Annotated in this window: 15 protein-coding genes; 3 read left to right on the top strand and 12 right to left on the bottom strand. The window is 35.9% G+C overall.

The genetic code is table 11. The features are described 5' to 3' along the window. Together WBN20_RS03700 and WBN20_RS03695 are read left to right on the top strand one after the other, a co-directional pair. The coding region (locus WBN20_RS03700) for a sensor histidine kinase (protein ID WP_424280745.1) at positions 1-1,248 on the top strand (1,248 nt) is incomplete at its 5' end. A gap of 11 nt (positions 1,249-1,259) precedes the next feature. Beyond that, positions 1,260-1,664, top strand: a complete 405-nt coding sequence (locus WBN20_RS03695; protein ID WP_424280744.1) for a response regulator — start codon at positions 1,260-1,262, stop codon at positions 1,662-1,664. A gap of 10 nt (positions 1,665-1,674) precedes the next feature. Here the strand turns inward: WBN20_RS03695 and WBN20_RS03690 are convergent, their stop codons facing one another. After that, the gene (locus WBN20_RS03690) at positions 1,675-3,048 is read right to left on the bottom strand and encodes a DUF5689 domain-containing protein (protein WP_424280743.1); all 1,374 of its coding nucleotides are present in this window, start codon (positions 3,046-3,048) and stop codon (positions 1,675-1,677) included. A gap of 42 nt (positions 3,049-3,090) precedes the next feature. Next, a complete protein-coding gene (locus WBN20_RS03685) occupies positions 3,091-5,805 on the bottom strand; it encodes a carboxypeptidase-like regulatory domain-containing protein (protein ID WP_424280742.1) in 2,715 nt (904 codons plus the stop codon). 158 nt (positions 5,806-5,963) lie between these two features. Here WBN20_RS03685 and WBN20_RS03680 point away from each other — a divergent pair, with 158 nt between their 5' ends. Beyond that, entirely contained in the window at positions 5,964-6,989 is a 1,026-nt protein-coding gene (locus WBN20_RS03680) for an endonuclease/exonuclease/phosphatase family protein (protein WP_424280741.1), read from the top strand. A gap of 3 nt (positions 6,990-6,992) precedes the next feature. Here the strand turns inward: WBN20_RS03680 and WBN20_RS03675 are convergent, their stop codons facing one another. The 10 genes from WBN20_RS03675 to WBN20_RS03630 form a co-directional block, all read right to left on the bottom strand. Beyond that, the gene (locus tag WBN20_RS03675) at positions 6,993-7,586 is read right to left on the bottom strand and encodes a 3-keto-disaccharide hydrolase (RefSeq protein WP_424280740.1); all 594 of its coding nucleotides are present in this window, start codon (positions 7,584-7,586) and stop codon (positions 6,993-6,995) included. Positions 7,587-7,600: 14 nt separating this feature from the next. Beyond that, positions 7,601-8,038, bottom strand: coding sequence for a hypothetical protein (locus tag WBN20_RS03670; protein ID WP_424280739.1), 438 nt, complete (start codon positions 8,036-8,038; stop codon positions 7,601-7,603). Between the two features lie 91 nt (positions 8,039-8,129). After that, the gene (locus WBN20_RS03665) at positions 8,130-11,375 is read right to left on the bottom strand and encodes a TonB-dependent receptor (protein ID WP_424270953.1); all 3,246 of its coding nucleotides are present in this window, start codon (positions 11,373-11,375) and stop codon (positions 8,130-8,132) included. 171 nt (positions 11,376-11,546) lie between these two features. After that, complete coding sequence (gene pgi, locus WBN20_RS03660) at positions 11,547-13,184, bottom strand: glucose-6-phosphate isomerase (RefSeq protein WP_424280738.1); 1,638 nt, start codon at positions 13,182-13,184, stop codon at positions 11,547-11,549. A gap of 4 nt (positions 13,185-13,188) precedes the next feature. After that, positions 13,189-14,460, bottom strand: a complete 1,272-nt coding sequence (locus WBN20_RS03655; protein WP_424280737.1) for a peptidoglycan DD-metalloendopeptidase family protein — start codon at positions 14,458-14,460, stop codon at positions 13,189-13,191. A 2-nt stretch (positions 14,461-14,462) separates the two neighbouring features. After that, positions 14,463-15,431, bottom strand: coding sequence for a tryptophan 2,3-dioxygenase family protein (locus WBN20_RS03650; RefSeq protein ID WP_424280736.1), 969 nt, complete (start codon positions 15,429-15,431; stop codon positions 14,463-14,465). 6 nt (positions 15,432-15,437) lie between these two features. After that, complete coding sequence (locus tag WBN20_RS03645; RefSeq protein ID WP_424272987.1) at positions 15,438-16,271, bottom strand: DUF3108 domain-containing protein; 834 nt, start codon at positions 16,269-16,271, stop codon at positions 15,438-15,440. A gap of 446 nt (positions 16,272-16,717) precedes the next feature. Next, entirely contained in the window at positions 16,718-17,860 is a 1,143-nt protein-coding gene (gene hppD / locus WBN20_RS03640) for a 4-hydroxyphenylpyruvate dioxygenase (RefSeq protein ID WP_424273593.1), read from the bottom strand. A 217-nt stretch (positions 17,861-18,077) separates the two neighbouring features. Continuing rightward, on the bottom strand, positions 18,078-20,333 hold the full coding sequence (locus WBN20_RS03635) for a patatin-like phospholipase family protein (protein WP_424280735.1): 2,256 nt from the start codon (positions 20,331-20,333) through the stop codon (positions 18,078-18,080). 17 nt (positions 20,334-20,350) lie between these two features. After that, the coding region (locus WBN20_RS03630; protein WP_424280734.1) for an excinuclease ABC subunit UvrC at positions 20,351-21,567 on the bottom strand (1,217 nt) is incomplete at its 5' end.

Below are 21,567 nucleotides of genomic sequence, written 5' to 3'. Positions count from 1 at the left end.
GGCGTGCCCTGGGATACAGAGTTACGAATTGTCACTGCCAAAGGTAAAGAATTATGGGTCAGGGCAAAAGGAGAAGTAGAGATAGTAGATAACACAGTAGTTCGCTTGTATGGTACTTTCCAGGATATTGATGAAAAAAAGAGAGTAGAATTAAAATACGAGGAAGTCTCGGACAGATTATTAATTGCCACAAAAGTATCCTCCATAGGAATCTGGGATTACGATATGGTTGAAAACACACTGGTATGGGATGATAATATGTATACACTATACGGTGTTAAAAAAGAAGATTTCAGTGGTGTTTATGAGGCATGGGAATCTTCTGTCCATCCTGAAGATATACAGTTTGCTCAGGAAGAATTAGAACTAGCAATAAAGGGTGAAATAGAATTTAATACCGAATTCAGAGTGGTATGGCCAAATGGTGAAGTCAGATATATTAAAGCAATAGGTCATGTTATCAGAGATTCTAAAGGATATGCTGCCAAAATGATTGGTGCCAATTGGGATTTCTCAGAGGATAAAAAGGCTGAAAAAAAATTAAAAGATCTTCTAGATATTACGAGCGAGCAAAATAACAGTCTAATGAACTTTGCTCATATTGTTTCCCATAACCTAAGGTCTCATTCCAGCAATTTATCGATGCTCACGGGATTTCTCAATCAGGAAGAAGAGACTGATGAAAAGGATCGGCTGACAAAAATGTTGTGCGAAGCTTCTGAAAGTTTAGATGAAACCGTGCAGCATTTAACAGAGGTGGTTCAGGTTAAAACGGATGCCATTGATAAAATGCGTCCTGTAAATTTATATGAAACCATAGTAGGTGTTAAGAAAAACCTTGCTGTCCTCTTAAAAGAAAAAGATACCACTTGTAAAATAGACGTAAGTAAAAATCTTAACATCAATGCTATTCCGGCTTATATAGACAGCATTCTTTTGAATTTGTTTACGAACAGCTTAAAATATAGTTCCCCAAAAAGATCTCTTATCATCAAAATAAGTGCCACAAGAAAAGGCCCATATATCAAAGTTAATTTTTGCGACAACGGACTGGGAATAGATCTGAAAAGGCATGGAAATGCAATTTTTGGTATGTACAAGACATTCCATAAGCATAAGGATGCAAAAGGAATAGGCCTATTTATTACTAAAAATCAAATTGAATCTATGAATGGCAAAATTGAAGTGGATAGCCAGGTTGATAAGGGTACTAGTTTCCGCTTGTATTTTGAAGCTATTAAAGTATAATCTGCTCAACAATGAAGAAATTCGAAAATGTCTGCATTATTGATGATGATCCTATATTAATTTATGGGATTAAACGCCTGATGAAGGAAGTTAATTTTGGTGATGACATTCTCGTTTATAATAATGGGAAGGATGCCATAAATGGCCTTAGATTAAATTTAGAAGAAGGAAAGAAATTACCGTCGATTATCTTTTTGGATTTAAACATGCCCATTATGAATGGATGGGATTTTCTGGAAGATTTTTGCAAAATAGGTGAATCAGAATTAAAAAATACTACTATTTATATCATAAGTTCTTCCGTTGATCCAAGAGATTTGATTCGTATTAAAGGGTGTCCCATTGTAAAAAATTATATTCTTAAACCTGTAACAGCCAAAGATCTTGCTGCTATACAGAAAGAAGAAGTAGCATAAATTTTAAAAATCAGCGGATTCCGGGTGAATAATCTTCCGGAGCATTTTGTGGTAAATTCATAGTTTCAAAACCTCCGGTATCATTATAAATGGTCCATTCACTAAATGTAAAGACAGAATTTCCGGTCACAATATTTATCTTCCTTTCGGCTTTTCCATCCTCAAATTCATGATCTGTACCGGAACCATCTTCTCCTATGAGTCCAAAGATATCAATTACAGTTCCAAAGGGATCTATCAGCACTAAATTGTCGTCGCCATTAGAATCTGCAGGGCTATTGCTACCCAATTCAAAATCGGGAGGGTAGCCGTATACTGCCTGAAATTCTGTTGCATTTGGTGAGAAAACCAGAGTGCTATTTGAATCAATTAGTATCCCTGATAGATCTATTTCTGATCCTGAAGTAACATTTGCGTTAGTGTACCTTAATAAAAACCACCCATCTAATTGAATCTGCTGGTTACCTGCGTTGTAAAGTTCAATAAATCGGGCTTCAGAATTATTATTGGGATCAGCTATCTCAGATATAAATATTTGGTCAGATGTCAAAAATATTTCTGTATCTGTACAAAGTTCATTTTTCATCTCCATATCATTTAAGTTGCGAATGATTAATTGATAATCATTTTTTTCTCTATAAAGAACAGCAGTTACAGATCCATTCCCCGAAGGTAATATTGTATCCCGAAAATCAGAATATCCACTATTTAGTAATTCAATCAAACCACCATTACAATCGGAAAGATTCCTTATGGTTTCCTCCTGCGGAAGAGCAAAAGTCAAGTTTTGTTCATCTGCTATAACTTCCAGACTTTCTATTCGAACTAAAGTGCTTACAAAATCTTCTCTAAATTCAGATATAGATATAATTTTAGGAACTAAATTACTAATAGGATCACATGAAAGTAACAGATGGTCTTCCACCGCTAAGGCTGGAAGCCTTCCTACACTTAAATTTCCAAAAGATGTGAATACTCCACCTAACTTATAAACACCTTTACTCTTCCCTAAATATAAGCCCTTCAGCTTAATATAAACCTTGCTGCCCAATTCATAAAACAAATAAGAATCCCTGAGATCTATTTCTATTTGAAAGCCAGCCGTAGGGTTTATCGGATTATCCTGTATATGAAGTGTACTAAAAAAATTTCCGGCCTGATCTGAGGATACAATATAACCTTCAATAACTAAATCTTGCTGTATTTGAATAACTTCTCCATCAAATAAATTTTTGACCTCAATAAAAGTGCGATTTGCAATTAATTGATCATTACAAGGAGTTTCCGGGTTCTTAAAATCAGAATCTTTTACACAGCTAAAAATAAAAAACAAACAATAATATTTAAGCAAAAAAGCTGGTGTCAATTTCTTTATTCTTTTCATCCTAATAGCTATTCATATCATATTAGTTGACTCTGTTTAATTTTAGAAGCTTATGGCAAGGTTCAAAAAATAAGTTCTTCCGTATCCAAACCAATATTTCGGACCAAATGACGGTGAGCCACTTAAATTGTCCTTAACGAATTGACCGTAGTTTCCATTCCTGTTTTGTTCATAACCTCCGGTTCTAAAATCAGTGTCAAATACATTATTTATACTTACAAATACGCTTAGGTATTTACCATTTAGTAGCCAGGATTTACCTCCAACCAGATTTAGGAGATAAATATCATCCATGGGATTTTGTTTTAAGATTCTAGCTACATTAGCCGGAGTGGCATTATCAAATGGTTGAGCCGTATCGGGATTCAAATAAAAACTCTGGGTTCTTCTTATAGTTGAAATACTAGTATAATTATCCGAGAGATAGTTAATTTTTGCACTTATCCACCAATACTTAGGATCCCTGTAATCAACTCCCAACGAAAGTGCTGTCTGAGGTCCTGTTGGTAGTTTATAGTTTTTAATTTCTGCTATTCCTAAATCTTTTGTGCCTTCAATACTTATAATATCTTCTGAATTTTCAGAGGTATCAAAATTTATTGCCAGATTGGGATCACTTGCAAAAATAAATTTACCTAAAGCAAAGGCAGCAGATAAATTTACAGAAGATGAAAGCTGATAGGATAAACCCAACTCAATTCCCATATTAAGCTTGTCAAGATTAGTAATTACTTCTTGGACAAAATCTGAGCCTACTCCGGCATTAACAAAGAAAAAATTAATATCAGTAAGTTTTTGAAAACGGGTATAAAAACAAGTTAATCTTCCTATTATGTTTGGAAACCTGGTAAAGTAGTTAATATCTACACTCGTGATTTTTTCATTATTTAAATTGGGAACAATTGCATTGTTCTCCCTTGGGTTTATAAAGGTATTTACCACCAGCGGGGCTCTATTTAAGAGCATTCCATTAGTGCTAATCCATTGTCTCCCATTTAATTTATACGTAAATCCGCCTTTAATCGCATAATTACTAAATTGTACAGGGTTACTTTTGCCCATAGAATTTTCGGGGAAGCGTTCATTTAAAAAATTTCCGGTCCTCTGATATGTCGAATAGGTATAGTTGGCAGCTATAAAGGAATTACATTTACTTTTAACGATACTCATCTGCGCAAAAGCATCGAATTCTTGATAATTGAAAGTATAATTATAATTAAAGATATCTCCTTTCCCCTTTTCCAATTGACCATTTACATTATTTCGAGTATTTGAAAAAGGATCTATATCTGCATGATAATCTGCACCTAAGAGGTCATTAATTTTAGCAAAATTATTGGAATTAGTATTTCTAAAAGACAAATTCATGTCTATAGAAATCACCTCATTAGGCTTAATATTAAAGTTAGTATTTAGCGTTAATTGTTCGTCTTTAATGGTATCGTCGTATAAAACATATGTGGCCATCCCATTAGCTGAGTTTATTGAATTTGCTCTATAAAGGTTTTCCCAGTCTAATTGGGGTTTTAACAAAAAAGCTTTTTTAGCCAGATCCGCATTTAAAAAATTGGCGCCAATTGGACTGTTAATATAAAAACTGGGTAAATATCTATAATAGGTGGGTTCCGGATTAGGAGCATTAAAATATCCTATCCTGCTTTTTGAAAAGTTGCCAAATTGGTAGGACAATCCCGTATTAATAACAAGTTTTCCATATTTGCCAAAATAGTTAAGCATAATAATGGGCTCCATAATTTTCCGTTCTCTGGAATTGCGATAGTTTCCGTTTTGAAATCCCCAATAAGGATTGTACCTATTACCGGCTAATTGATATACTTCCTCAGTTATAGCTGAGGAACTGCCACGGCGATTGGAAGAAAGAATTCCCGTAAAAAGTAAATTATTATTAGTATTGAATTGATACTCTAGTGCAGCATATATAGAAAAGGCATCATATAGTGTTCCGTTTATAAAACCTTCCTTGGCCCATCTTCGGGAGGCTGCAAGAGAATAGGCAAAATTGCTTTTATTCCTTTTGGAGGTATAACTTGCCATAATACGACCCGAATAAGTACGGTTAGAAAAAGAACCAGAGAATCTGAATCCCGGGCGAAGTCCTGATGGTCTTGTGTCTATATTAGTTACCCCAAGAAGGCCTCCAAACCGATAGGGAGAAGCCTGTAATCCTAAATAAAAATCCTGGTTCCTCAGCACATCATTAAGTCCACCCCAATTATTCCATTGCGGCCTCCCATCACGCAGTTTATTCATTAGTACTCCATTGATTAATACATTACCATTCCGGGAGTCGTAGCCCCTCACTTTGAAAAATACCTGCCCAAAATCAAAGGCAGCGCGGTTTAAAAAAATATCCCTCGTAGCTGTTAACATCCCCAAACTACCTCCCTCCAATTCCCCATCACTAATTTGACTATCATTCAGAGTTATTAAAATATCATTTTGATCTATTGAAATATCTTTTTCTATTAATATTCGTCCTAACTTCAATTCGTTTATAGAAATATCTATAGGAAGCCTTTTTACTCTATATTCCTTGGCCTTAACGGATAGTATGAATTCTCCTTTTAAAGTTGTGATTATTTCAAACCTCCCTTTCTTATCAGTATTTACTTTTAATGATGTACCCTCAATTTCAATAGCTGCAAAAGAAATTTCCATGAGGCTTTGTGCATCCCATATACTTCCGTTTATACTTATTTGTTGGCCATTAAGTATTTGAGAAAATAATAAGATCACAAAAGTACATTGGTTATATCGCATTCAAATCGCCATAAGGTTCAGACCTAAAGTATTCTTACTCGCTGCATTTTGCTTGCGGCACTCAGGTATAACTTGCCATTAAGTAAATCATGTAATAAGTAGAGACCATAAAAAACATTATGAAACCAAAGCATATGTTTTTTATTTTTTTTCTAATATCAAATATTGCTCAATCACAAAAAGAAAGCCGGTTTAGTATACGTACTATTGCTTTCTACAATGTTGAAAACCTTTTTGATACGGTGAACGATTCATTGTACTTTGATGACGAAATGACGCCGGAAGGAAATTATAACTGGACCTTAGATCGTTACAAGCTAAAAATATCCCATATAGCAGAAGTAATTTCAAAGATAGGCCAGTCAACTACGAGGACTTGCCCAGATATAATAGGTCTTTGCGAAGTTGAGAATTTGAAAGTAATTAAGGACTTGGTAAGGCATCCATTTCTTAGGCCCTACGACTTCAATATTATTCATTATGATTCCCCGGATGAAAGAGGAATTGATGTGGCGCTAATATACAAAGCCAGCCGATTTATTCCAGTGTCATTTAGCAGCCACAGACTTTTGTTGTTTAATGATTCTGATCAACGAGACTACACAAGAGATCAACTGGTAGTATGTGGGTTGTTAGAGGGCGAAGAATTATATATTATAGTTAATCATTGGCCTTCCCGTAGCGGGGGAGTAGCGAGAAGCAGTCCCTACAGAAAAGCTGCAGCCAGACTCAACAGAAGAATTATAGATTCTTTGGTAAGACTTAACATTGATGCCAAAATAATAAGTATTGGAGATCTTAATGATAATCCAACTGACAATAGTATAAAAAATACACTGACATCGTCTGATAAAGAGAATGTAAAAAGTCCTGCACTATTTAATCCTATGGAAACACTATACAATGAAGGTGACGGTTCTCTTGCATATAGGGACCAATGGAGTTTGTTTGACCAAATTCTACTTTCAAAAAATCTAATAAATGAAACGAGGAATTCATATACCTTTTGGAAAGCTGGTATTTATCACCCTTCATTCTTACAGATTAAAACAGGTAACTACAAGGGCTATCCGTTTCGCACCCATGTGGCCGGAAGATATATCGGCGGGTATAGTGATCATTTTCCGGTGTATGCTTTTCTAATAAAAAAAGTGCCTTAGGACCTACTCTGAAGTGGTTATTTTAATATTTCTCCATTTCACCTTTATTCCTCCACCATCATGTATTTGCAGTGCTATAGAGCCTTCACCCTCACCAATTTTATCATCGGTAATGGTAACCATTTCTACTCCATTTAGCCATGAGGTGAGCTTATCTCCAGATAATTGAATTTTCATACTGTTCCAGGCTCCCTCTTTAAGTACGTTCTCCTTTTCTGGGCTGGGTTTAATTAACCAGCCTCTGCCATAGGATTCATAAACCCCCCCGGTATGATGTCCTTTTGGAGCAACTTCAACCTGCCAGCCACTTACCTTTGTTCCATCAATAGTAGACCTGATAAACACCCCACTGTTACCATCAGCTTCCTGAAAAAATTCTAGTGTAAGTAAAAAGTCCTTGTAATGTTCATCTGTAGCCAGATAACCATATTGAGCGTCAGGACCACTTTCAGAAACCAATAAACCATCTTCTACATACCATTTTTCCGTGCCGTAAATAGTCCACCCGGAAAGATCATTTCCATTAAATAATGATTGCTCCTGTCCAAGAACCACCAGGTTAAAAAACAGGGCTATAAGACTGCTGAATAATTTCATAATTTATCAATTATTTAGTTAAACCACTGACCCCACGGAATCCTGCTAAGGATAAGAACAAGACCTAGTCCGTAAAAAATGGCTATTGTTTTAAATTTCCTTTTGGCCTCCATAAACTTTTTATGGCGAGACCATCCTATTGTGATTAAAACAATCGCTATTATATTTATAAATGGATGTTCCACCGCCAAAAGTCTTGCGGCCGATGTTAAACCACCCATGCCAAGTTCTTTAATTGCGAATAACCCATTTGTTGAAACAAAAAACAAGATAAGACCCAAAACCAATTGTATATGCGAAAGTATAAGCGCAAAAAGACTTATCCTAAAATCCTTTTCCAAAGTAAACATTCTGTTGCCCAGTAAACCAGTAATTGCATTTGCTACTGCAAGAAAGAGAATTGCCAGAACCACATAAGCCAGGTAAGAATGAGCCGTTTGTAAAATTTCCATTTTGATTTATTTTTTCTAAAAATACGGAATTTTAGTAATTAAAAAGCCCCAACAGAAATGTTGGGGCTTTTCTATAAAGATTTAAAAAATCTTAATTAAATATATAACGCAGTCCAAGTTGCATTTGCCATCTGGAAGACTGCAATCCTGAATCGTCCAATTCTACAATATTGGGCGATCCATCATCATTAATAACACCAGAATTAATATCGAATGTTGGAATATCTTCTGTAGATACTGTAGTAAGTGGACTAACGTTTCTTTGTGTGAATTTTCTCTTCCCCCAATCCTTATTCAAAAGATTAGTGAAATTAAAGATGTCTGCAGAAATTTGAATAGTATTTCGTTTCCCTCCAACATCAAATGAGAAATCCTGAAGGAATTTTAAATCTATTATGTTACTCCATGGTCCTCGAGAGCCATTCCTCTCGGCATACTGCCCTCTCTTATTTCTTAAATAATCTACACTGTTTATAAAAGTATCTAGTTGTTGCCATTTGGCAGCCTGTTCGGCAGGATCACCTGAAAAAACAATTTCATCTTGAGATTCCGGAATATAAATCAGTGCATTATCCCGGGAATCATCATTTAATAAGTCGCGTCCTTCTCTATATGTAAAACTATAAGGCGCAGATTGTGAACCGTCATAAAAAACACCAAAAGTAGTTTTGATATTTTCATTCCATCTCACTTCATAACTTACATTTGCTGTTACCCTGTTACCCAGGGCAAAATCTGAACGGCTAACGGGTAAATTAGAATTTTTACCATTAACAGTTTGTATGTTTCTCCATTGAGAGCTATTCTGAGAAGAGGTGCCATCAAAAACCTTAAAAGAATCTCCCCATGAATAGGATACCTGGCCTGCAAAGCCATTCTCAAAAGGTTTTCTTAAAGAGAACGTAAAGTTGGTAGCATCTCCTCCACCTGTATTTGAAGCTAAATAAATACCCCCATAAGTACCATCAATTAAATCCCGTCTATCGTAAAAAGGTCGGTTATCTGCTCCAGAATAGTTTCCAACAGGGCCTTTAAGATTTAAATTCTCATAATAGATGTCTGTAATAACATCTGTATATAAAAAGTCTGCTGTAGCTATCAATCCCCAAATTGGCAGTTTCTGATCAACTGCAATATTGTATTTAACCACCTGTGGTAATTTAAAATCTTTTGAAATTAAATCTACATTTCCTCCTACACCTCCAGTTCCGGGAAGAGGATCTTCAAACTGATTATTTACATCCGGTTCAAAAGGCTGATCAAATTCAAACATAAATCCGCCTGTTACCCCATTATTGTTATAAGTCCCTCCAGGCCATACTAAGGGAAGTCTGGATGTAAATACGCCTAATCCACCACGTATTTGCGTGGTATTGTTACCTTCAACATCCCAGTTAAAACCAACACGAGGAGCAATCATAGCCGTTGGGTTTATCCCCTGACCAACTCTGGCACCTTGTAAATTTTTACCGGCTGATTCCAATAAACCAACGGTTCTTGTATTAAAATCCTCATTTACAGTGCCATCAGACCAATAAGGCACATCAACACGGAAACCTAGAATTGTTTTAAAGTTGTCTGAAACCTGTATTTCGTCTTGTACATAAAGCCCCAGTTGAAAGGTGTCGAATTCTGAAGCACCGTCCGATTGATCCCCAACAGTACCATCTCCCACTAAAGAATATCCATGTTGGTAGACATCACTATTCTGGATAGTTAAAAACTGATTCAGACCACTGGAAAGTAAAGTGCCAGCATCATCAAATTGGTCTTCAAACGTGTAATCTCCATAGTTAAAGGCAAAAAATAAATTTTTGACTTTAGCAAATTCGAGGTTAGCGCCAAAAGTAAATGTATGCCTGCCGGCATAAACATCAAAATTATTGGTAATTGTAAAAACATCCTGATCCAGTAAGTTGGCCGTAGAAAATGGTTCAGCCCCAAAAGAAATAGTACCTCCACCATCTTGTATGTCTACAGTTGGGAAAGGGGCTCCTGCAGGGTCTCTGTCATCCCTGACACGGGTATAACCTAATACGAGGTTATTAGCAAACTTATCTCCGTACCTTGAACTCCATTCCAGGGCAGTTGAATTGGTTGTAGTGATAAATGTTTCTGACCCATTGATAAATCCGATATTTCTATTACCGGAGCTTCGAGCTTCAAGATTATCAGCCCCAACATAACTATGTCTTAAAGTGATTTTGTGGTCTTGGTTTATATTCCAATCTATTTTTGCCACCAGTTTATTACTTACTAGTGTTCTTGTATTATCATCAAAGATCCCCGGGTCATAACCATAAGTAGATTGCAGGAAATTAGAAAGTCCGTCAATATCTGCAAGTGTTGAGTTACCTGTATAATTGCTAAAATTAAAAGGCTGTGGCGTTTCTTCATCTTGTCTTTCGTAGTTTACAAAAAAGAATAGTTTGTCCTTTATTATTGGACCACCTATTCTTAAACCATAAGTATAGGCACTAAAATCGGATACTTTTTCTCTTTGCTCACCATCACCAACCAAATCGGGTGGTGTTTTTCCAACAAGATCCTGATTTCTTATAAAGCCGTATGCAGAACCACTAAATTCATTAGAACCAGACCTGGTAATAGCGTTAATAGATCCACCAGAGAAGCCAGATTGCCTTACATCAAAAGGCGCAATATTTACCTGAAAAGTTTCAATGGCATCTACAGAGAAGGGATTAACCCCGGTTTGGCCACCATTAGTTCCAGACCCTGCAAGTCCAAATACATCATTATTAACAGCTCCATCAATATAAATGGCATTATACCTGTTGTTTTGACCCGCAAGTGAAATAGAAAACCCATCATTGCCTTCTGTAAGCTGTGCCTGAGGCGTAATCCTAACAAAATCGGCAAGGGAACGGGACGCAGAAGGTAATGTCTGAATATCCCTTTGTGAGACATTAGTTTCCGAGCCTGTTTTACTTGAACTGAAAACGCCATCACTTACCCCAGTTACAACAACTTCATCCAAGGCTGTAGCAGACTCGGATAATTCGGTGCTTATTCTAGTGGACTGCCCTAAAGTTAAGTTTAAATTTTCCTGAACAAAATCGGTGAAACCAACGTAGGAAATAGTAATTCTATAAGGGCCACCGGATCTCATATTTGAAATCCTGTAAAAGCCATCAAAATCGGTTGCAGCACCATATTTAGCTCCTGTAGGAACATAAACTGCGACTACTGTTGCCCCTGGTAAGGGTTCACCAGTATTATCCGTTACTTTACCCCCAATAGAAGAGGTTGTGACTCCTTGTGAGAATGCCATAGCTGACACTAAAAAAGCAATCAAGCCTAAGTAGATTTTTTTCATTTCTTTAAGTGTTAATTATTTTATATTAATCCTGCAAATGTGCTCTAATTGATGCATATATATATTAAGGTAATGTTAAATATGCAAGAACAAATTTAACACCAAATTGGCAGAAAATGATGAATATTGAAGTCTTTTTAAAGAGAATTAAAGAATTACGAAAGAGCTAATTTAATTCTTAAAAAATTGCAAAAGATTCAATGTAGAACTATCATGTTTGGCAATATCTGAATCATTGATGTCTTTCAATATTGTGGAGGCAAGTTGTTTCCCAAGTTCCACACCCCATTGATCAAAACTGTATATGTTCCAAACAATCCCCTGTACAAAGATTTTGTGCTCATACATGGCGATTAACATTCCTAATGTTTTGGGGGTAAGTTTATCTATTAATAATGTATTTGTAGGTTTATTTCCTTCAAAAGTTTTGAAAGGAACAAGTGCTTCGATTTCATTTACCGGCATTTCTTTAGCTACCAATTCCTGTCTAACCTCATCGGCGGTTTTGCCATTCATTAGCGCCTCGGTCTGTGCAAAAAAATTGGCCATCAATTTATTGTGATGATCCGAATCTCCGTGCAGTGAATCCTTAAAACCAATGAAATCTGCAGGGATTAATTTTGTGCCCTGATGTATTAATTGAAAGAAAGCATGCTGTGCATTTGTTCCTGGTTCACCCCAAATAATTGTTCCCGTCTGATAATCAGTAAAATTCCCGTCACGGTCTACACTCTTACCATTACTCTCCATCATACCTTGCTGCAGATAAGCAGAAAATCTATTTAGATATTGGGTATATGGAATAATGGCCTCTGTTTCTGCTTCGTAGAAATTATTATACCAAATACTTAAAAGGGCTAGTATAACAGGAATATTTTCATCAAAATCCGCAGTCTTAAAATGGGTGTCCATTTCGTTTGCACCTGATAAAAGCTCTTGGAAATTTTCATACCCTATTGCCACTGAAATAGACAAGCCAACGGCGCTCCAAAGCGAAAATCTTCCACCCACCCAATCCCACATGGGAAATACATTTTTATCAGTTATTCCAAATTCGTTAATCTTTTTAGTATTTGTAGAAACGGCTGCAAAATGTTTTGCCACATCTCTTTCTGTTGCAGATTTTAAGAACCACTTTCTAATTGTATTAGCATTACTGAGTGTTTCCTGAGTAGTAAAAGTTTTGGAAACAATTATGAACAATGTAGTCTCAGGATCTAGAGCCTTTAATACCTCATAGACATGATCTCCATCTACATTGCTAACAAAATGAGTCCGTAAGTGATTTTTATAATATTTTAAAGCCTCTGTTACCATTAAGGGTCCCAAATCAGAACCTCCAATACCAATATTTACGACATCGGTAAATGCTTTACCCGTATACCCCTTCCTTTGTCCGGTAATTATTTCTTCAGAGAATTGACGAAGCTGGTTTTTTACTTGATAAACTTCGGGGATAATATTAACCCCAGATACCATTATCGTATCTGTTTCTTTTGCTCTAAGTGCTGTATGAAGTACGGATCTGCCTTCAGTTTGGTTAATAAGATCGCCATTGAATATCTTTTTAATGGCATCCTTTAAGTTTACTTCTTCTGCAAGTTGTAATAAAAGTGCTAAGGTTTTATCTGTTATCCTGTTCTTGGAATAATCAACAATAAACTCTTGAAATCTTAATGTAAATTTTGTTGCGCGTTCCTTGTCGGCTGCAAAGAGGTCCTTGAGTTGTAAGCTTTTTGTTTCTTTAAAATTCTCTTCAAGCAGTTTCCAGGCTGCAGTGGTTGTAGGGTTAGTGTTCTGTAATGGCATTGAGTTAGTTAAGTGTTAGCAATTCGTCATCTGGTTTTTCCGGAAATTCAATACAGTCTAATTGCGCCTTTTGCGGACTAATAAATTTGAAATAATCTAGTCTTACATCTTCAGGAAGAGGTTCTGCTGCCGGAAGTTTTTCTCTAAACGGGTCAACCTGACGGCCATTTTTCCAAAAACGATAACACACGTGAGGGCCTCCGGTATTTCCTGTCATTCCAACCCATCCAATAACATCTCCCTGTCTGACAAATTCTCCTCTCTTTACTTTTTGCTTTTTCATATGGAGGTATTGAGTACTATAGGTGCCATTATGCCTAATTTTTACATATTTTCCATTCCCTCCCTTTCTTGTAGATTCAGTAATCGTACCGTCGGCTGTTGCCATTATAGGAGTTCCAACTGGCGCCGCATAATCAGTACCCCGGTGTGGTCTTACCTTATATCCATAGTAACGAATCTTTCTCTTTAAATTATAACGAGATGAAATTCTGCTAAATTTAACTGGGGCCCTTAAAAAAGTTCTTCTGAGGTTATTTGCCTCATCGTCAAAGTAATCAATTATATTTTTAAGGGAATCAGATTCATAGGCGAAGGCATACAAAGGTGTGCCGTTATGCTCAAAGTAGGCAGATTCTATGGGTTCCGCCCCTGCATAAATAGTATCATTGATATACTTTTCCTTATAGATAACCTTAAACTTATCTCCCTTTTGTAATCGAAAGAAATCTATGGTCCATGCATAAATTTCAGAGAGGTCATTAGTAACATTGTAATCTATTCCCTGATCCAATATTGCTTCAGAAAGTGAAGTCTTAATAATTCCGGCTGCTTCTTTTTGTACATATTTTACTTGCTTACGATCTTTGTAAGCGAGCACGGAGTCGCGAAAGTCAACCACGGTGTAGTTTATGAGGTCATTCTGGTAAATAAAAACCTGAGCTGCTTCAGTGGTGTCTTTTGACTTGAGAATGAGATAAGGTTTGCCTACTCTAATTTTTCGAACATCAAAAGTATCTCTATATTCTTCAGATACTTTAGCGATTTTAGGATAATCCACTTTATTTTGAATCATCAATTCTCCAAAACTATCCCCGCGCTTTACAGTATCACGCACTACTAAAAAGTCTTCAAGATTAAATCCGTATTGTTTATCAGTCGTTAATTCATTTGAGATTACGATATCTTCGACATTATTAACATCTTTATCGGTTTTAACTTGCTTGCAGGAAATAAATATACTAAGTAATAAAAATGTGCCCCAATATTTATACATGGTCAGTTTTCAATTTTTTCAGGGTTAAAGATATGGTCAACCCATTGCTTTCCCCAATTATTTAACTCTTGTTTTGAATACAAATTTGGAAAAAATACAACCTTTTGAAAACTTGGAGGTAAATATTCCTTCCAATTAGTTCCCCCTGTGGCCTCAATTGAAGTGTTCTCTTTGTTTAAATATCTATGGGCTGATCCCAAATGCATCAAAGGCCAATTTATGTTTGCATTAACATCCATTATTTTTAACGCCTCAATTAACACTTTATTATGCTTGCTCTTTTCCGGCAAATTTAAATATTTATGATATATCGTATTGTTTTTCAACTGTTTGGCAGTTCTTATAAATCTGGGGGTGTATCTATATTCAAATTGTTTAAGGGTAAGGGTCTTTTCGCCTGTACTCTTATCAGTCGCTCCTTTTTTCCAGTAGATTTGTTCATATAGTTCTTCTATACTATTTTTTTTAGAAAAATCTTTCCTTTTTGGAGGAAACACTAGATGTTCAAGGGGCGTTGCATAAATTTCTATGGTCCTATATTGAGCAGACTGAAATCCACTTGCGGGCAACAATGCCATTCTATATTGAAGGAATTGTTCACGCTCCATCCCACGAATCATAATACTAAAGGAAGAAATTAATGCCTTATAATAATTATTAATACGATTTAATTTTTCAATAAAGAAATCAACATTTTGAGATTTATCATCTACAATTTGTTTTTCTTCATGAAGTATTAACTTAAAATATAGTTCTGTAATTTGATGATACATAATAAATATTTCCTCATCGGGGAAATGTGTTCTGGGGACTTGCAAACTCAAAAGCGTATCGAGGTGAATATAATCCCAGTAGGTAAGATAACGTTGGTACAATAAACCATCTAAGTAAGAGCTTAAATCCTGGCCTGAATCCTTATATTTTTCTTCTAGTTTTAATATTTGGGATTCTAAGCGCTCCTTATTTTTCATATTTGTTTAGTCCATTATTATTTTGAACTGGTACTTTAAACCATTGTAACCATCCAGATCTGCAGAAATTGCTCCTACTGCGAGATTCGCTTTGATCCTTATTGGTATTCTGTTCGAATCATTTGACACCCATAAAGCTAAACTTTCCTGTTCTTTAAAAACACGGCCAGATTGCACCAAAGGTTGAAATTTAAGGCATTCTACTTTACCATATTTTGTTTTGAGTATTTCCTTACCCAAATATTTAAGTCTAAACCTGTATATACCGTCATCGTCATAAAGTACTTTGAGCTCTAAAGCTTCTCCCTCGACCAAATCACTAAATTCATAGTTATTTCTTAAAAAATAAAAAGCTGAAATAAGATCCTGAACACTGTCCTGTAAGGTAAAATTATGTTTTTTATCGTTCTTTTTATCATTTAGAACAGCTACTTCTTTTTCGTGATCAAAATTAATTTCCACATCTTTGGTATAGCCTCCTTCATTTAGCTTTCTGACAAAGCGGTAAGGTTTGCCATCTTTTTTATCAAAATAGCTTTCATAAGTATCATCAACTTTAAAAAATATGCTAGCAAAACCCGTTGTTTTCCCCCGGCCTACTACGTGATATACCGGAATACTGTCTATCATATTATTCTTTACATGCAAGGTGGCATAACTTGCGTTTAAAAAACCATAATGCACCCTGAATTTTAACCATTCTCCTGGTTTGAAGGCTGAGGGCTTAGAAACTTCCTCAACTGGGTTATCCTCGATATCCTTGTAGGATTCAACAAGGGCATACTGCCCCGTTAATGACAGGGTTATAGCAGCAAAAAATAGAACAATGATCTTTTTCATATCCAATTTTCCATTCAAATTTATCAAAAAATGAGTTTAAATTATTTTAATTTACAATAACATAAACAAAATTTATTCCAAAGTATTGTATTCTTAATATCTTTCAGCCTAGCCAGTTTATATAAAGGCAATAGAAAATACTTGTCGATTGTAACTATTTGAATGAGGTGTTGGACACATAACCGACAAATATGGGGGTTCATCTTTTTTTTCATTTCAATTCAAAAAAAAGCCCCGATTAAGAATCAGGGCTTTTCCTAAATAACCAACCAAACTTTAAATTATGAAAAACCAATACTTAAAGTTATAAGGGAACCACCCCTTATGTTTACCAAATTTACTTAATAACTATATCCTTTGAAAATCTTTTAACTTACTTTAACTAGACTATTAACAATACTTTATAAAAGCAAGTCAATTTTTGACAAAATCTTAAGAAAAAAGTATTATAGAGTGCCTCTGGAGGCTTGTTCTCTTTCAATGGCCTCGAAGAGTGCCTTAAAATTACCTTTACCAAAAGACTTAGCCCCTTTTCTCTGAATAATTTCTATGAACATTGTGGGGCGATCCAAAACGGGTTTCGTAAAAATCTGAAGCAAATATCCCTCATCATCCCTGTCAATGAGAATACCCAATTCCCGTAAAGGTGCAAGATCCTCATCAATTTCTCCTACCCTGTCAAGTACATCTTCATAATAACTGGAGGGAACTGTTAAAAATTCAATGCCCCTATCCCTTAGAGCTGTGACAGTATTAATAATATTATCAGTTGCCATGGCCATATGCTGAACTCCAGCCCCGTTATAAAATTGAATATACTCTTCTATTTGAGATTTCTTTTTACCATCTGCCGGTTCGTTGATTGGAAATTTTATTCTGCCATTACCATTACTCATTACCTTACTCATTAATGCTGTATAATCTGTTGAGATGTCCTTATCATCAAATGAAATCAATTGTGCAAAACCCATGACCTTAGCATAAAATTCGCACCATTTGTTCATTTCATTCCATCCTACATTACCAACCATGTGATCTATATATCTAAGCCCAACATCTTTGGGCTTGTAATACGGGTCCCATTTAATATACCCAGGCATAAAAACTCCACTATATTGACCTCTTTCTACAAATACATGAACAGTTTCCCCATATGTATGTATTCCCGATAAAATTATCGAACCATTATCATCTTTAAGTACTTTAGGTTCAAAATAACTCTTAGCACCTCTAGCGGTAGTTTCCTTATAACTTTGAGTAGCATCATCAACCCACAACGCTATGGCCTTTACTCCATCACCATGGGATTCCACATGTTTGTTTATTTCTCCTCCCGGAACAAGAGAGGATGTAAGTACGAGCCTAATTTTATCTTGTTCTATGACATAAGACACTCTGTCTTTAAGTCCAGTTTCTAAACCCGCGTATGCCAAAGGTTGAAAGCCCCAGGCCGACATATAATAGTATGCTGCCTGCTTCGCATTACCTACGTAGAGTTCTACATGGTCTGTGCCCAATAGAGGTAGAAAATCTTCAGCTTCGGGATTTTCCTTCGGTAACCTTAATGATGTTTTATCTAATATTTCCATGATTCCTTTTTGAATTGATTAGTAACTAAAAGTATTTTGGGAAAGTTTAGTTCCCTCGAGAGTTCCGGTTTATTTACCACATTGCCCTAAGATGGGCAGAAATATCAATTCTGTTTTCTAACATTATGCCTTTTAAACCTTACAAATATCGGAAAAAACTGGCAATTTTCACTAAAAACAAAAGGTGTTTCCAGTCGACGGAAAGTTCATCATAATTCTAAAACCAATAACCAATGCTGACAAAAAAATTACCATCACTTATTTCAGGAGTCCAGGAATACATTATTTGCACCGGACCTATAAAAGAATCCCAACCATAAGACAAGGCATAGCCTGAAAAATTAGGCAGGGTAAACCATTCCCCGGTTCTGAAAAGATCATCTTCAACATTGGCGAAATTAGCAGAAAACATAGCGTGATGTTTTTTTATAAACTCAAAATCTAAACGTCCATACGCCTTAACATAACTATTTCCGGGTAAGCTCAGAAAATCATATCCTACAAAAGGAATAAAATTATTAATGAGATCATTTCCATAGCCTCCTAAAACAAAATCCAATGCTTTCACGTCAGAATTACCTAGTTTAAACCCACCTTCTGTTGTAAGGTTCACGGAAAGTTTTCCCACGATAGGAAAAGCCGCACCAAATTTAGCCTTGGCAATGGAGAACTCCTTGAAGTTATCATTAAAATCTGAAGAAAATAAATACAAATGAAAATCCCCGTTAAAATAAAGCCCTTTAGAGGGAAAGTATCTGTTGTTATATGTATCCAGTATTAGTTTGCCATAAGTGCTAAAATAATTGCTGTTTTCAAAATATAGGCGCTCGCCCCCTTCAGGTGGAGAAACAATGCTATCCTGGCCGCTAAAAGTACGGGTGCTATACTTTAGGAGTTTTTGTTCCGCGCCAATTATAAAAGCAAATTCTTCTTTAAATACAGTCTGTAGATATAGCTGATTTGTGAAATCTGACACATTAAGATTTATTTCATTTATTCCTGCGACATTTGCCACTCTAAAATTAGAGCGAATTACATCTAAGTCAATTTCATAATCAAAATCATTGAGTCGGGAATTTACCCCAAAACTCCAGTAGGAGCCCTTATCCACGTAGTATTGAAAATTATATCTTATATTATCTCCAAGGGCTAAGTCAATTGAAGCCACATCATCCTTCATAAACAAATTCTTTTTTGTAAGGTTTACTAATGCAGCAGTTTTGTATAAATCATCATAATGCACACCTAGCCTTAAATATCCCTTATTGGGGTTTTCCCTTAACTTAAGAATTAATTCTTCGCCTACCTCATCTGAAACCAGCTCATAACGAATTGAAGTGAAATTATTTGTAGCAGCAAGATTACTAACCCCCTGCTGTAGCTTTTGAAACGTAGTTTTGGCCGGTAAATCAATCCGCAATTTCCCCTTGACATATGCCCGGGAATAACTAATATTACCTTCTATGACCAATTTATTAATAAATATGGAATCTTTGGGTTCTATATTCTTGACATTTTTTCTAATACTTTTTTGTTTTTCCGCCAATTCTTTTAAGGTCTCAAAATGTTCAAGGCCTGCCAACTTACCGCTTTCTATAATAGCCTCCGCTAAATCAAAATCCATAACAGAAAAGTCGTCCACATCGGGTCTAATATAAATATCCGTTTCCTTGACCTTCTCCTTCATATCGTCAATGGTCCGGAAATTATTAATCTGAAGTAATATATCCGTAGCTGATTTAAGAGATTCACGGTCTCTCAGACCATGCTGCACATCCACTCCAATAACAATATCAGCTCCAAGTTGCTTAACTTCCATTATAGGATAATTGTTTAATACCCCACCATCGATTAAAATCAGGCCATCTACTTCCGCGGGTTCAAATAATGAAGGAAATGTACCACTTGCCATAACAGCCTCGGGAAGATATCCTTTGTTAAGTAAGACCTCAGTACCAGTCTCCATATTAGTTGCGATGCAAAAAAATGGAATAGGTAACTTATTAAAATCGTTCACGTCCTTTACATGATATAGCAGCCGTACGAGTTCATTGTAAATTTTTTGACCCCCTGAAATGGCCTTTGGGAACGATATTTTAAATTTATTAAAAGGGAGCGTAAGTGCATATCTTTCAGAATCTTCTTTCTCATAAAAAGTCTTTGCACCCCTTGGAAGATTGTCCTGAATAAGATCACTAAAATCGGCTTGTCTAAATAATGAATCCAGTTCATTTGCAGAATATCCGGAAGCATATAATGCCCCAACTATGGCTCCCATGCTCGTTCCTCCAATATAATCAATTGTAATCCCAGCTTCTTCAATAACCTTTAACGCGCCTATATGAGCCATCCCCTTTGCCCCGCCACCACTAAGAACCAAGCCTACTTTTATTGGCTGATCTGGCTTAATGTTTTGGGCCCGACTAAGTCCGAAACATAGAATAAAGGTAAGAATCAAAGCCCATTTTTGCATATGGTTAAGATATAGGATTAATGGAAGTTTTCATAAATTTTCTTTGCCATAGCATGTCCAACAGTTTTCGATAGATCCTCAATTGAAGCTTTCTTTATTCTGTTGACAGATTTAAAGTTTTTGAGCAACTCTTCTGCCGTTTTCTTACCTACTCCTTTTATACGTTCCAATTCAGAATCAATAGCGGCTTTACTTCTCTTATTTCTGTGAAAAGTAATCCCGAATCTATGAGCCTCATTTCTTAATTGTTGGATTATCCTTAGAGATTCAGATTTTTTGTCCAGATATAATGGTATTGGATCATTGGGAAAGTAAATTTCTTCCAGCCTTTTCGCAATTCCAATAATTGCTATTTTACCCCTAAGCCCGAGCAAATCAAGGCTCTTTACAGCAGAAGACAGTTGACCTTTTCCCCCGTCGATCACTATAAGTTGTGGTAGTCCCGAATCTTCCTCCAATAATCTTTTGTAACGTCTGTGTACGACCTCCTCCATAGATTTGTAATCATCAGGGCCGTCTACAGTTTTAATATTAAAATGCCTGTACTCCTTTTTATACGGTTTTCCATTTCTGAAAACCACACATGCCGCAACGGGATTACTTCCCTGGATATTTGAATTGTCAAAACACTCTATATGCCTTGGCTCTTCAGCCAGACGAAGATCTGTTTTCATTTGAGCCATAATCCGGTTTGTGTGTCTGTCCGGATCTGTTATCTTAACTTGTTTAAATCTTTCTTGTCTATAGTACTTCGAATTTCTTTCAGACAACTCCAAGAGCTTTTTTTTATCCCCTAATTTGGGAACAGTAACTTTTATATCATCGCCTATAGTGCATGAAAAAGGGAGTAAAAGACTTTTGGACTGAGAATTAAAACGCTGCCGAATTTCAATAATCGCCAATTGTAAAAGTTCTTTATCGGATTCTTCCAATTTCTTTTTTATTTCCATGGTGTGTGACCGAATTATGGATCCGTGGGAAAGTTGAAGGAAATTTACATAGGCAAACGCATCATCTGAAATAATGCTGAATACGTCAACGTTGTTTATTTTGGGATTTACGATAGTAGATTTAACCTGATAATTTTCCAGAACTTCAATTTTATCCTTAATACGTTGTGCTTCTTCAAATTGCATCTCCTTCGCAAGTGATTTCATTTGCGTTTTAAAATAATGAAGGGAGGACTTAAAATTACCTTTGATTATCTGTCTAATATCATCTATCTGTTTATGGT

It is taken from the genome of Eudoraea sp. (genome assembly GCF_049665975.1).
Classification (GTDB): Bacteria; Bacteroidota; Bacteroidia; order Flavobacteriales; family Flavobacteriaceae; genus Eudoraea.
The sequence above is the reverse complement of the archived record's forward strand: the minus strand, read 5'-3'. Positions and strand labels throughout refer to the sequence as shown.

Coding starts and splice junctions, on each gene's coding strand:
- WBN20_RS03655 (WP_424280737.1), bottom strand. CDS start 14,460: ATGTATAAATATTGGGGCACATTTTTATTACTTAGTATATTTATTTCC.
- WBN20_RS03665 (WP_424270953.1), bottom strand. CDS start 11,375: ATGAAAAAAATCTACTTAGGCTTGATTGCTTTTTTAGTGTCAGCTATG.
- WBN20_RS03670 (WP_424280739.1), bottom strand. CDS start 8,038: ATGGAAATTTTACAAACGGCTCATTCTTACCTGGCTTATGTGGTTCTG.
- WBN20_RS03645 (WP_424272987.1), bottom strand. CDS start 16,271: ATGAAAAAGATCATTGTTCTATTTTTTGCTGCTATAACCCTGTCATTA.
- WBN20_RS03675 (WP_424280740.1), bottom strand. CDS start 7,586: ATGAAATTATTCAGCAGTCTTATAGCCCTGTTTTTTAACCTGGTGGTT.
- WBN20_RS03680 (WP_424280741.1), top strand. CDS start 5,964: ATGTTTTTTATTTTTTTTCTAATATCAAATATTGCTCAATCACAAAAA.
- hppD (WP_424273593.1), bottom strand. CDS start 17,860: ATGGAAATATTAGATAAAACATCATTAAGGTTACCGAAGGAAAATCCC.
- WBN20_RS03650 (WP_424280736.1), bottom strand. CDS start 15,431: ATGAAAAATAAGGAGCGCTTAGAATCCCAAATATTAAAACTAGAAGAA.
- WBN20_RS03690 (WP_424280743.1), bottom strand. CDS start 3,048: ATGAAAAGAATAAAGAAATTGACACCAGCTTTTTTGCTTAAATATTAT.
- WBN20_RS03695 (WP_424280744.1), top strand. CDS start 1,260: ATGAAGAAATTCGAAAATGTCTGCATTATTGATGATGATCCTATATTA.
- WBN20_RS03635 (WP_424280735.1), bottom strand. CDS start 20,333: ATGCAAAAATGGGCTTTGATTCTTACCTTTATTCTATGTTTCGGACTT.
- pgi (WP_424280738.1), bottom strand. CDS start 13,184: ATGCCATTACAGAACACTAACCCTACAACCACTGCAGCCTGGAAACTG.